General features: G+C 63.3%; 10 protein-coding genes. 6 read left to right on the top strand and 4 right to left on the bottom strand.

Annotated elements, in window-relative coordinates:
- The first annotated feature begins 287 nt into the window (after window positions 1-287).
- From JQK88_RS27120 to JQK88_RS27110, 3 genes are all read left to right on the top strand, one after another.
- On the top strand, window positions 288-1,523 hold the full coding sequence (locus JQK88_RS27120) for an OmpP1/FadL family transporter (RefSeq protein ID WP_203280006.1): 1,236 nt from the start codon (window positions 288-290) through the stop codon (window positions 1,521-1,523).
- Window positions 1,524-1,813: 290 nt separating this feature from the next.
- Window positions 1,814-3,538 carry a dihydroxy-acid dehydratase gene (ilvD, locus tag JQK88_RS27115; protein ID WP_192257328.1) on the top strand — a complete coding sequence of 575 codons (1,725 nt, stop codon included), beginning with the start codon at window positions 1,814-1,816 and terminating at the stop codon, window positions 3,536-3,538.
- On the top strand, window positions 3,525-4,349 hold the full coding sequence (locus JQK88_RS27110) for a tetratricopeptide repeat protein (RefSeq protein WP_112564806.1): 825 nt from the start codon (window positions 3,525-3,527) through the stop codon (window positions 4,347-4,349). The genes ilvD and JQK88_RS27110 overlap by 14 nt, the downstream gene beginning before the upstream one ends.
- A gap of 50 nt (window positions 4,350-4,399) precedes the next feature.
- On the opposite strand, the gene JQK88_RS27105 is transcribed toward JQK88_RS27110, so the two are convergent.
- The 4 genes from JQK88_RS27105 to erpA all read right to left on the bottom strand — a co-directional run bounded on the left by JQK88_RS27105 (window position 4,400) and on the right by erpA (window position 6,317).
- On the bottom strand, window positions 4,400-4,654 hold the full coding sequence (locus JQK88_RS27105; RefSeq protein ID WP_246750060.1) for a hypothetical protein: 255 nt from the start codon (window positions 4,652-4,654) through the stop codon (window positions 4,400-4,402).
- Between the two features lie 115 nt (window positions 4,655-4,769).
- Window positions 4,770-5,564 carry an exodeoxyribonuclease III gene (xth, locus tag JQK88_RS27100; protein ID WP_112564801.1) on the bottom strand — a complete coding sequence of 265 codons (795 nt, stop codon included), beginning with the start codon at window positions 5,562-5,564 and terminating at the stop codon, window positions 4,770-4,772.
- Between the two features lie 8 nt (window positions 5,565-5,572).
- Window positions 5,573-5,965 (bottom strand): VOC family protein, encoded by a 393-nt coding sequence (locus JQK88_RS27095; RefSeq protein WP_203280004.1) that lies wholly within the window; start codon window positions 5,963-5,965, stop codon window positions 5,573-5,575.
- A gap of 4 nt (window positions 5,966-5,969) precedes the next feature.
- Window positions 5,970-6,317, bottom strand: coding sequence for an iron-sulfur cluster insertion protein ErpA (gene erpA / locus JQK88_RS27090; RefSeq protein WP_203280013.1), 348 nt, complete (start codon window positions 6,315-6,317; stop codon window positions 5,970-5,972).
- Between the two features lie 76 nt (window positions 6,318-6,393).
- Here erpA and JQK88_RS27085 point away from each other — a divergent pair, with 76 nt between their 5' ends.
- From JQK88_RS27085 to JQK88_RS27075, 3 genes are all read left to right on the top strand, one after another.
- Window positions 6,394-7,608, top strand: coding sequence for a deoxyguanosinetriphosphate triphosphohydrolase (locus JQK88_RS27085; protein ID WP_203280003.1), 1,215 nt, complete (start codon window positions 6,394-6,396; stop codon window positions 7,606-7,608).
- 62 nt (window positions 7,609-7,670) lie between these two features.
- Window positions 7,671-9,434, top strand: coding sequence for an arginine--tRNA ligase (argS, locus tag JQK88_RS27080; protein WP_203280002.1), 1,764 nt, complete (start codon window positions 7,671-7,673; stop codon window positions 9,432-9,434).
- A 103-nt stretch (window positions 9,435-9,537) separates the two neighbouring features.
- Window positions 9,538-12,867 carry an SPOR domain-containing protein gene (locus tag JQK88_RS27075; protein ID WP_203280001.1) on the top strand — a complete coding sequence of 1,110 codons (3,330 nt, stop codon included), beginning with the start codon at window positions 9,538-9,540 and terminating at the stop codon, window positions 12,865-12,867.
- Window positions 12,868-12,972: the final 105 nt, after the last annotated feature.

Raw genomic sequence — 12,972 nt, 5'->3', positions numbered from 1 at the left:
CGTTAATATTGACGTAAACGGAAAGTTTCAGCCCCATTGTTGCCATAATGTAACAATCGGGCGGAATGCCAGTAAAACAGCCGGATTTCGTGCCGTTTTAAGCGTTTCTTTCTGATTTTTTTCCTAATGTGCCTCCCCAATGGCCATTTTCGGACCTGCTGGCTAGGCCGCCACTGTGTTCGAAATGCGGTCCGCGAGAGTGTACGTGTACGCTATGTGATTTCATTGTTGCACCGTTAACCTGAATTGGTTCTAGCTTGACGCACTAGTATTTCGGGGAGGACATCATGAGCAATTTGCGTTTGAAAACACTGCTGGGGGCGGGGTGTTTTTCGCTGGGCCTGATCGGTTCTGCGCATGCCGGCGGCATCGAGCGCGGTGGCTACGACATCGACCTTCTGTTTGACCCATCTCCGTTCGCCACGGAAGCCGAGGCGACTTATGTGATGCCACAGCGCAAGCTCAAGAACGCGGTCGATACCGATCCGAGTGACGGCAATCTTACATTCTTGGGCAGCACGGCGAAAGACAGCAAGAGCTACTGGGTGCCGCGCATCGGCGTCAAGGCCGAGGTCGTCAAGGGCGTCGACTGCATGTTCGACTATTCCCAGCCGTGGGGCGCGCACACAAATCCGGGTCTGTGGGCCGGTGCCGAGTCCAACATAGAAACCGACATCAAGAGCAACAACTACGCCGGCACTTGTTCTTACAAGATGGATGCCGGCAAAGGCCAGGTTCGCTTCATCGGCGGCGTCTATTACCAGGAAGTCTATGGCTTCAAGGAAGACCTGGTGTCGCCGCTGGTGCCGGGTTTCCAGGGAACCGGCCGTGTTGACCTCAAGGGCACGGGCTGGGGCTGGCGCGCCGGCCTTGCCTATGAAATCCCAGAAATCGCGCTGCGCGCCAGCCTCGTCTACAATTCGCGGGTCAAGCTCGACAACATCTCGGGCACGCTGGACTTGACGCATGTTGGCCTTGTCGTGCTGCCGATCTATGGTGCGACGCAGTACATGCCGGATACGGTCGAATTGAAGTTGCAGTCAGGCATTGCGCCCGGCTGGCTCGCCTTCGGTTCGCTCAAGTGGGTCAACTGGAGCCTGCTGCAGAGTGTTCCGATTTGCGTCGTAGGTACTCCCGCTGCGGCATGCGTTACGGGTGATGCTCTGCATTCAGGCCAGATTACGTCGCTGGACCTGATGTATCGCGACGGCTGGACGGTTACGGGCGGCATCGGCCACAAGTTCAACGATGAGTGGAGCGCGGCCGGCCAGCTTTCCTGGGATCGTGGCACATCACACGGCTACGGCTCGCAGACCGACACCTGGACGTTGGGCGGCGGCGTCGCCTACACGCCTTCGCGCAATATCGAAATTCGTCTGGCCGGCGCGGTCGGCGTCCTGACCAGCGGCCATTCAGGGGTCGTGAATGGCAACAACGGTTACCAAGCCGGCACCGACGTCAGCTATGATTTCGGCAACGATCTGGTCACGGCCATTTCTGGCGGCGTCAAGATCAAGTTCTAAGCCTCTGAAAATTCACACAAAAGGCCGGGCACTTTCCCGGCCTTTTTCGTTTGAGGCACGGTGTCGAGCCGTGCCGGCACGCGCCAGCGTTGCAAATCCGCCGCACAACTTTGGCCTCTCGTAATTGTGACGTTTTGGCAACAGTTTCTGAACAACCCCCGCGCTAGAGTTCCGCCCGACCAAATTGCCCATTTCCCGCCATAAACCCGGCGCACCTCGAATTTGTCTCGGGACACGCGCCAGAAGGCTCGGCGATGGGGCAGGCCGCACTGCCCGCGGCAAGGAAGAGTATGGACGCCAGAGTTATTTCCAAGGCCAAGCTCCCGAGCCGCCATGTGACCGTCGGTCCGGCGCGTGCGCCGCATCGCTCGTATCTCTATGCCATGGGGCTGTCGGCGGCCGAGATCGCGCAGCCGCTGGTCGGCGTCGCCTCCTGCTGGAACGAAGCGGCACCTTGCAACATCTCGCTGATGCGCCAGGCGCAGGTGGTCAAGAAAGGCGTCGCCGCCGCCAACGGCACGCCGCGCGAATTCTGCACCATCACCGTCACCGACGGCATCGCAATGGGCCACCAGGGCATGAAGTCGTCGCTGGTGTCACGCGATGTGATCGCCGATTCGGTCGAACTCACCATGCGCGGCCATTGCTACGATGCGCTGGTCGGCCTTGCCGGCTGCGACAAGTCGCTGCCCGGCATGATGATGGCCATGGTGCGGCTCAACGTGCCGTCGATCTTCATCTATGGCGGCTCGATCCTGCCCGGCAGCTATCGCGGCCGCCAGATCACCGTGCAGGATGTATTCGAGGCGGTCGGCCAGCATTCGGTCGGCACGGTCAGCGATGCCGAGCTGCTCGAGATCGAGCAGGCCGCCTGTCCGTCAGCCGGCTCCTGCGGCGCCCAGTTCACCGCCAACACCATGGCCACCGTCGCCGAGGCGATCGGCCTGGCGCTGCCCTATTCCTGCGGTGCGCCGGCGCCTTACGAGATGCGCGACCGCTTCAACTTCGCCTCCGGCGAAAAGATCATGGAGCTGATCGCCAAGAACATCCGGCCGCGCGACATCATCACGCTGAAGGCGCTGGAGAATGCGGCGACTGTGGTGTCGGCCACCGGCGGCTCGACCAATGCGGCTTTGCACCTGCCGGCCATCGCGCATGAAGCCGGAATCAAGTTCGACCTGTTCGACGTCGCCGCGATTTTCGAGAAGACGCCCTACATCGCCGACCTCAAGCCGGGCGGCAAATATGTCGCCAAGGACATGTTCGAGGCCGGCGGCATTCCGCTGCTGATGAAGACGCTGCTCGACCACGGCTATTTGCATGGCGACTGCCTGACCGTGACTGGCCGTACTTTGGCCGAAAACATGGAGCATGTTGCCTGGAATGATAGCCAGGATGTGGTCCGTCCCGCCAACCGACCAATCACCCAAACCGGCGGTGTCGTGGGCTTGAAGGGCAACCTTGCCCCCGAAGGCGCGATCGTGAAGGTCGCGGGCATGACGGAGCTGAAATTCTCTGGCCCGGCACGCTGTTTCGATTCGGAAGAGGAATGTTTCGAGGCGGTCACGCACCGCAACTATAGGGAAGGCGAGGTTCTCGTCATCCGCTACGAAGGTCCGCGCGGCGGTCCGGGCATGCGCGAGATGCTGTCGACGACGGCGGCGCTCTACGGCCAGGGCATGGGCGGCAAGGTGGCCCTCATCACCGACGGCCGTTTTTCGGGCGCGACGCGCGGTTTCTGCATCGGCCATGTCGGGCCCGAAGCTGCCGTCGGCGGACCGATCGGACTGCTGAAGGACGGCGATGTGATCTCGATCGACGCGACCAAAGGCACGATCGAGGTCAACCTGTCCGAGGCTGAACTGGCAACGAGGGCGAAGGCCTGGAAGGCGCGCACGACCGACTACCAGTCGGGCGCGATCTGGAAATATGCACAGACGGTAGGGCCTGCCCGCGACGGCGCGGTCACCCATCCGGGCGGTGCCAAAGAAACACATTGCTATGCGGATATCTGAGTTGTTGAGGTCATCTGTCCTTCCGGCACTGGTCGCTGTTGCGATCTTTGGCGCCGTGGGCCAGGCCATGGCCTTCGACGACAAGGTGTTCGACGACAAGACCGGCGTGAAGCCGCAATCGAGCCCGTGGGCCGTGTTCCAGTTCGGCTTCTCCGCCTACAAGAGCGGCCACAAGGAACAGGCGGTCGAGGCCTATAAATACGCCGCCGAAAACGGCCAGATCGGCGCCACCTGGAAGCTCGCGCGCATGTATGCCGAAGGCGACGGCGTGACCCGCGACGACTATGCGGCCTTCAAATTCTTTTCCGAGATCGTCGATCAGGATGTCGAGCCAGGATCGCCGGAGGAAAGCTATGTCTCCGACGCGCTGGTGGCGCTGGGCGACTATCTCAGGACAGGCATTCCCGGCAGCCCTGTCGAGGAAAACGAGGTCGCGGCGCAGGAATATTACATGCGTGCGGCCGCCAATTACCGCAATCCGAACGCCCAGTTCGAGATGGGCCAGATGTTCCTGAAGGGCGAGGGCGGCGTGAAGGCCAGCGTCAAGCAGGCCGGCCGCTGGTTCCAGCTTGCTGCCGAAAAGGGCCATGCCGGCGCCCAGGCGACGCTCGGCAATCTTCTGTTCCAGAGCGGCAAGATCGTGCGCGGGCTGGCGATGATGACGGCCGCGCTCGAACGCGCCTCGCCGGCCGACCAGCCATGGATCCGCGGCATGCAGGAAGAAGCGTTTGCCGCCGCCGGCGAAGCCGACCGCCGCACCGCCATATCGCTGGCGGATGATATTCTCACCAAGGGCGGCGGCGACCAGTAAGGGTCGTGCGCTGACCTCCCCCACAAGGGGGAAATCCAGCTCTCGACTTATCAGTTCGCGATCGGTTCGGTCGGCACCATGCTGGGCGCCGGCATCGAGATTGGCGTGACCTTCAGGTGAGGCTTCATCGTGTTGTCGGGGCAGGTGTCGCCGATCTTCGTCCATGAGGTGTTGTTGAGCACGAGGTCGCAGCGGGCCATGTGGCTCTGGTCGGAAACCGTCAGGCAAGCGACCTGGCCGACCTGGTACGACTTGCCATTGGCCAGGCACTGCTGGTCGGCGAAGGCCGCTGCGGGTGCAGCCATGGCAAATGCCAGGCCGATCGGACAAAGAAGGAATCGTATGGTCATGGAACCCCAGCCGCCATGCTGATTTCCGAATGAAGAGCGCGATTGTGGCGATATCAGGGTTCGGCAGCTATCAGGCCGGCAGCAAGGCCAGATCGATCGCCACCGGCACATGGTCGGACGGTTTTTCCCAGGCGCGCACGTGCTTTTCGATCGAAGCCGAGGAAAAGCGGTTGGCGGCTTCGGGCGACAACAGCAGATGGTCGATGCGAATGCCGTTGTTCTTCTGCCAGGCGCCGGCCTGGTAATCCCAGAAGGTGTAGACGTCGGCAGCGTCGGTGACGGCGCGCACCGCCTCGGTGAAGCCGAGATTCTTCAGCCGCCGGAAGGCCTGCCGGGTCTGCGGCTGGAACAGCGCATCGCCAAGCCAGTTCTCGGGGAAGCGCGCGTCGATCGGCTCGGGGATGACATTGTAGTCGCCGGCGAGCACCAGCGCCTCTTCCAAAAGCAGGCGCTGCTCGGCCCAGCGCTGCAGCCGCTCCATCCAGGACAGCTTGTAGGGGAACTTCTTGTCGTCATCGATCGGATTGCCGTTGGGCAGATAGAGCGAGGCGACGCGCAACGCGCCCTGATCGGTCGAGAACACGCCCTCGATGAAGCGCGCCTGCTCATCCGTGTCGTCGCCCGGCAGGCCTCGGATAACCTCATCAAAGGGCAGCTTCGACAGCAAGGCGACGCCATTGAAACCCTTCTGGCCATGGGTTTCGACATTGTAGCCCAGGGCCTCGATCTCGGCGCGCGGGAACTGTTCGTCGACTGTCTTGATCTCCTGCAGGCAGACGATGTCGGGCTGGCTTTCGGTCAGCCAATGGGTGAGGTTGCCGATGCGGGCGCGAACGCCGTTGATGTTCCAGGTGACGATTTTCATGGGCGGCCTCAGGGATGTTCGGGCGGGAGACGTTCGACAAGCCCGATCGTATTGCCTGCCGGGTCCTTTAGAAAGGCCATCCACTCGCTTTCCCCCGCTGGACCGAATGTGCCTTCGCTGTCGCGATGAACAAGCGCCGGCGGTGCGGTGAAGGGAACGCCTTCGGCTTTCGCCTCGGCATGGAAGGCTTCGAGCCCAGCTATGTCGAGATAGACGGTGCCGGCCGGCACGCCGTCGGTGAACAGCAGCCTGATATCGCCGGCCATGATGAAGGCCATGCCGGGCGGATCGTAGCGGGCGTGAACACGCAGGCCGAGCACGTCGCGCCAGAAGGCCAGCGTGACATCGAGATCGCGCCCGGCCGACAGCGCGACCTGACGGACCGCGCCGATCGCAGGCATCTGATTAAATGGAGAAACTGGTGCCGCAGCCGCAGGAGGCGACTGCATTCGGGTTGCGGATCTGGAACGACTGACCCATCAGATCGTCGACGAAGTCGATCACCGAGCCGCCCATATAGACCAGCGAGAGGTCGTCGATCAGCACGGTGGCACCGTCCTTTTCGATGGCGACGTCGTCGTCGTTGCGGGTATCGACCAGGTCGAACTTGTAGGAAAAGCCGGAGCAACCGCCGCCTTCGACGGAGACGCGCAGCGCCGTCTTGCCGGCTTCGCCAGACACGATTTTGACGATCCGCCTGGCGGCGGAGTCGGTCATCTCGACTTTCATGGCAGTCTTGGCATCAGCGCCCATGGGCGTCACCTTGCTTTCGGTTTCACATGATAGGTATGAAGCGGGGAGGGGCAAGTCAACTGCGGCGGCATCAGCCATGACAAATGAGCTTGGCGACATCGGCTTCGGCTATCGGCCGCGCGCGGCCTATGCCAGTGATCCCGCCAAGTCGCGTGGGCGGCTCTATGACGAGGTCGAAAGCCCGACCCGCACGCCGTTCCAGCGCGACCGCGACCGTATCATCCATTCCACCGCCTTCCGCCGGCTGAAGCACAAGACGCAGGTGTTCGTCGCCCATGAGGGCGACCACTATCGCACCCGGCTGACACATTCGATCGAGGTGGCGCAGATCGCGCGGGCTCTGGCGCGGGCGCTGCGCGGCGACGAGGATCTGGCCGAGGCGGTCGCTCTGGTCCACGATTTCGGCCATACGCCGTTCGGTCATACCGGCGAGGACGCACTGAACGAGCGGATGGCCGCATGGGGCGGTTTCGATCATAATGCGCAGTCGCTGCGCGTGGTGACGCGGCTGGAGCGGCGCTATGCCGAGTTCGACGGGCTGAACCTGACGTGGGAGACGCTGGAAGGCCTGGTCAAGCACAATGGCCCACTGACCGACGCCAAGGGAAAAGGCCTTAAGGGTTCGGTGCCGCAGGCGATCCGCGACTATTCCGAACTGCACGACCTCGAACTCGACCGTTTTGCCGGGATCGAAGCGCAATGCGCGGCGATCGCCGACGACATCGCCTACAATACCCACGACATAGATGACGGCCTGCGCTCCGGCTTCCTGACGCTGGACATGCTGGAGACGGTTGCGCTGCCGGGATCGATCCTCGAAAGCGTGCGCGCACGCTATCCCGGCCTCGACGACGTGCGCACCGGCCACGAACTGATGCGCCGGCAGATCACCATGATGGTCGAGGATGTCATCGTTTCGACCACCGCCAACCTGGAGCGCATCAAGCCCGACAGTGCCGAAGCGGTGCGGGCGGCGGGCGAGACGATGGTGACGTTTTCCGCCGGGATGGCGGCGACCGAGAAGGAATTGAAGGCGTTTCTCTACAAGCACCTCTACCGGCACGATGAGGTGATGCGCGTGCGTGGCGACGCCGAGCAGATCGTGCGCGACCTGTTCGATGTCTATTTCGCCGATCCGCGCGCCATGCCGGATGGCTGGCGCGAAGGGCTCGATCGGGCCGAGGATCGCATCAAGGCGCGCAGCGTCGCCGATTTCCTGGCGGGGATGACGGACACCTACGCCTTGAAGGAACACCGCCGTCTGTTTGACCATACGCCCGATTTAAGCTAGGGCGGGCGCGATTTGCCGGCCAATGAGCCGGTTCTCCTGCACAGTCCGCCAGAGCAAGACCCATGAACATCTTCGCCGATTTCAGCGCGCGAATCACAAAAGCCGTCGAAGCGCTTGATTTGAAAGACAGTAATGGCGTTTCGCCCGACCTGTCGCGCATCGCCGTGGAGCCGCCGCGCGACGCCAGCCATGGCGATCTCGCCACCAATGCGGCGATGGTGCTGGCCAAGCCGACCAGGCAGAACCCGCGCGCGCTGGCCGAACGGCTGGTGGAAGTGCTGCGCGCTGACGCCGATGTCGCCGCCGCCGATGTTGCCGGCCCGGGCTTCGTCAATCTCAGGCTCAAGGATGCTTTCTGGCAGACGCATCTGACCGCTCTGCTCGGGCAGGGCCGCAACTATGGCCGCTCGACCATCGGCGGCGGCAAGAAGACCAATGTCGAATATGTGTCGGCCAACCCGACCGGACCGATGCATGTCGGTCATTGCCGCGGCGCGGTGGTCGGCGACACGCTGGCCAATCTGATGGGCTTCGCCGGCTATGACGTGACCAAGGAATACATCATCAACGACGCCGGCGGTCAGATCGACGTGCTCGGCCGCTCGGTCATATTGCGGTATCGGGAGGCGCTCGGCGACGAGATCGGCGAAATTCCGCCTGGCCTTTATCCCGGCGACTATTTGGTCCCTCTTGGCCAGGCGCTGGCGAAAGAGTTCGGCCGCAGCCTGCTGCAAATGCCGGATGACGAGGCGCTGGCCATCGTCAAGGACCGCGCCATAGATGCGATGATGGTGATGATCCGCGAGGATCTGGCGCTGCTCAACGTGCATCACGACGTGTTCTTCTCCGAGCGCACGCTGCATGCCGACAACGCCAAGAAGATCCGCTCGGCGATCAACGATCTGACGCTGAAGGGCCACATCTACAAGGGCAAGCTGCCGCCGCCCAAGGGCGAAAAGCCGGACGACTGGGAAGACCGCGAGCAGACTTTGTTCCGCTCGACCGCGGTTGGCGACGACATGGACCGGGCGCTGGTCAAGTCCGACGGCTCGTTCACCTATTTCGCCGCCGATGTCGCCTATCTCAAGGACAAGGTCGACCGCGGCTTTGTCGATCTGATCTATGTGCTGGGCGCCGACCATGGCGGTTACGTCAAGCGGCTGGAAGCGCTGGCGCGGGCGATTGGGGGCGATGATCTGAAGCTCCAGCTGACCGTGCTGCTGTGCAATCTGGTGAAGCTGTTTCGCGACGGCGAACCGGTTCGGATGTCGAAGCGGTCGGGCGATTTCGTGACGCTGCGCGAAGTGGTGGAGGAGGTCGGCCGCGATGCGATCCGCTTCATGATGCTCTACCGCAAGAGCGACGCGCCGCTCGACTTCGACTTCGCCAAGGTGACCGAACAATCCAAGGACAATCCGGTGTTCTACGTGCAGTACGCCTCGGCGCGCTGCCATTCGGTGTTCCGGCAAGCGAGCGAGCAGTTGGGCGAAGCCAATTTCGACCGCAAAAGCCTGGCGGCCGCCTCGGCGTCGCTGACCGATGAGGGCGAGATCGGCCTGATCCGGAAGCTGGCTGAATATCCCCGGCTGATCGAATCCGCAGCCCTTGCGCTGGAGCCGCATAGGCTGGCATTCTACCTCTACGATCTGGCCTCCAGCTTTCATGGCCACTGGAATCGGGGCACCGATAATCCCGACTTACGTTTTGTTAAGGTTAACGACCGACAATTGACACATGCCAGACTAGGGCTGGTGCAGGCTGTTTCGGATGTTTTGACCTCCGGCCTGACGCTGATTGGGGCTGATGCGCCCACCGAAATGCGTTAGGTTTGACTAAAAAACCTGTCACCATTTGCCCACATTGCGCTGGTAAGGGCCAACCCTGCGCGACGTCCATGGCGTCCGAATGAGTGCGAGTTCGGGAACAATAATGGCAGACAGAACCCAGCTGAGAGCAGCCGACAACAACGACATCGCCGAGGATGATCCGTTCGCGGAACTGACCAGGATCATGGGTTTCGATCCACGCCAGCCGGTCAAACCAAAGGCGCCGGTCGTCCAGAAGGTTGCGGACGAGGGCGATTTCGACATCGACCTCGAGAAGGAGTTGATGGGCGAACTCGGCGACGACTTCGCCTCCATGGAGGTTAGCCAGCCAACTTCCGAGGTTCACCAACCTGCCGCCGCGAGTCGCGAGCCGGCTTTCGAAACCGCCGATGCCGCGATGGACGATGCGCTTGCCGCTTCGCTGGACCATGATTTCGTGTTCGACGACGCCGCAGATCATGATTTTGGTGCTCGCCCGCAGGCCGTGGCGCCAGCCGCCGAGCCTTCGTTTGCCGAGCCTGCATTCGACGAACCTGCATTCGATGACGATTACGACATGGCTGTCGCCAGTTCGCTGGAAAACGTGTCGCCGCTCGAAGACGACCTGCCCATGGACGACGAGCTTGCCGCTTCGCTCGAGCAGGGGTTGCGGCTCGATGGCGACGCGACGGATGACGTCGAACACGGCGCTGGTGTCGCCGAGGTTGCTGCTGCACCTGCTGACGATGTCGCATTCGACGATGATTTCGACAATGCCGTCTCGCTGTCGCTGGAAGACGAACTGACGCTGGACAGAAATGTGCCGGCGCAGGACCAGTATGCCGCTCCGGCAACCGGGGTCGTCGATGCCGGCGACCACGCTGTTGCCGATGAGGATTTTTCCGACCATTTCGACGACGCGATGGCCGATGTCGACATGGATTTCGCTGCCCGGGATTTCGCTGGCCAGGATTTCGAGCCTCAGGCTTTCGAAGCTCAGCCTGTTGAAGCCGAGGCTCCGGAAGAGCGCGAACTGGATGTCAGCGATCTGGAGGCCAGCGCCCCGGTTGAGATGGATGCGCCGGAAGTCGACGAGACGCCGGCGTGGGCTGCGGAGGCAAGCCCCTCTCATGAGGCCGCGCACGAAGCGTTCGACGATTTCGACCTGAGCATCGACGACGCGGTTGCCGACCACGAGGCGGCTGCCGAGGTCGCCGCCGCCCCGGTCCAGCCAACCCCAGTCGCACCCGCTTATGTAGCGCCCGCTGTTGTGGCGCCCACCGTTGTGGCGACCCCGGCCGCGCCGGCTGCTGACGAACGGACTTTGGAAGATGAACTCAACGCGCTGCTTGGCGCGATGACCACACCACGGCCGGCGCCAGTCATCGAGCCCACACGGGCCTATGAGCCTGTCGTGCCGGTGCAGCGGTCCGCCGCGGCGCCGGCGGCTCCTGCCGACAATCTTGACTGGGACCTGGACGAACACGCGCCGGCGCAGGCTCCTCAAGCCGCCGCGACCCAGAACGATGCCGAATTCGACGATCTGCTTGCCGGTGAGCTCGAGGGCCATGAGCCCGAGATCGAATTCGACGATCATGCCTTCGATGCGGCCTTGGCCAAAGGCATCGATCTCGGTAATGACGACACAGCCGCACCGGTCGCTGGCGATTGGCGCTCGACGCCGCCGGAGCCGGCGCGTTCGTGGAGCCGCGTGACCCCGACCCCTGCCCAGCCTTCCGTTGCAGCGCAGCCCCAAGCTTCTTTTGCAGAAAAGCCTTCCATGCCGGCGGCAGCCGCGCCAACCTACGGCGACCAGCCGGTCGCTGCTTATGCAGCGCCGGCGCCGACGCGCCAAGCGCCGCCTCAGGCTTATGACGAGATGCCGGATGTCGAGACGGTCGATGTGCCGGAGCGCGTGGTGGCGATCGCCGACGACCTCGATATTCCCGAGCTCAGCTTCCAGGAAGACGAGCCGGCGGCCTATGACGATATCGACGCCGAATTCGCCGGCCTGCTCACCGACATGAACGCGGTGGAAGTGGCGCCGCCGCCTGCGGCCACGCGCAGCGCCGCCTATGACGACGATTCCTACAGCTCCGGTTTCAGTTCGGGCCATGAGCTCGACCAGCGCGCTTATGCGGCGCAGCCCGCCGATGCGCCTGCCGCCGCAGCGCAAACTGCCTATGCAGCCGGTGGCTTCGACATGGGCGATTTGCCCGGCAGTCAGCCGGTTTCGCAGGCCGACGATTTCTCGGTCGACGAACTCGACTACGATCCGGACCTGGACGAGGCGATGACGGTGCCGGGCCTCGCCGAACAGGAAGCGGCAAAGCCGCGCCGGAGCGGCCTGTTTATCGCAGCGGTCGTCGGCGCGGTGGCCGTTATCGGTGGCCTCGGCGCCTTTGCCTTGTCGTTTGGCGGCAAGGGCGGCAGCGACGCTCCGGTGATCGTCAAGGCTGATAACACCCCGATCAAGGTCAAGCCGGAAAATCCGGGCGGCGCTGTCGTGCCGAACCAGGACAACAAGGTTTATGACGCGGTCGCCAAGGGCACCAAACCGGCCGAGCCGGTGCAGGAGAAGCTGGTCACATCAACCGAAGAGCCGGTCGATGTGAAGGCAAAGGGGCCGGAAAGCCGCGTTGTCGATCTGTCGCCCGACGAGACCGACGCTGCCGCGGGCACCGATGCCGCCGGAAACCCCGACGCTGCCGGCAATCCCGATGCGGCTGCAGCACCCGCGCCCAAATCCGAGGACCGCATCGCGCAGGTTCTGCAGGAAGCCGACAAGAACCCCGATACGGTCGCCGTTGCCCCGCGCAAGGTGCGGACCATGGTGGTCAAGCCTGACGGCTCGCTGGTGGCACGCGAGGATCCGGCGCCGGCCGCGCCTCAAATTGCGGCGGCCGAGCCGCTTGACCCGGCGCCGCAGCACGTCGCCCCTTCAGCCGATGCCGAGCAGACCGGCACCGTGGCGCCCGCCACCGATCAGGCAAACAGCGACCAGGCCAGTGCGGTGACCGCCAAGCCGGTCAAGCCGGTGAAGCCGGTGAAGCCGGCGGCCGCGCCGAAGGTTGAGACCCAGTCCGCCAACACGCCGGAGACGGTTGCCGTGGCGCCGCAGCGCCCGTCCGACCAGCCGGTCGACGTGGTCGGCGAGGTCAAGCCCGACCAGGTTGCCTCCATTCCGGCGACGGCTTCGACATCAGGCGGCGGTTCGTGGTCGATGCAGATTGCTTCGCAGCCGACGGTCGAAAGCGCCCAGGCCAACTATGCCGACCTGCAGCGCCGCTACGGCAGCGTGCTGGCCGGCCGCACCGCCAACATCGTCAAGGCCGAGATCGCCGGCAAGGGTACTTTCTACCGCGTCCGCGTCCCGGCGCAGTCGCGCAATGATGCGATCAATCTGTGCACCAGCTACAAGGCTGCCGGCGGCAACTGCTTCGTGTCGCGCTAAGACCTGATCCAATTATCAAAGCCGGCGCGTCCCAAGGGGTCGCGCCGGTTTTTTCATGTGGATGAGCAAGCGGTTCAGGCGCTTGCCGTCCAGGGTGATTCCCTT

Source organism: Mesorhizobium caraganae, from assembly GCF_016836705.1.
Classification (GTDB): Bacteria; Pseudomonadota; Alphaproteobacteria; order Rhizobiales; family Rhizobiaceae; genus Mesorhizobium; species Mesorhizobium caraganae.
Note: the sequence above shows the minus strand (reverse complement) of the source record. Positions and strands in the feature narration are given on the sequence as shown.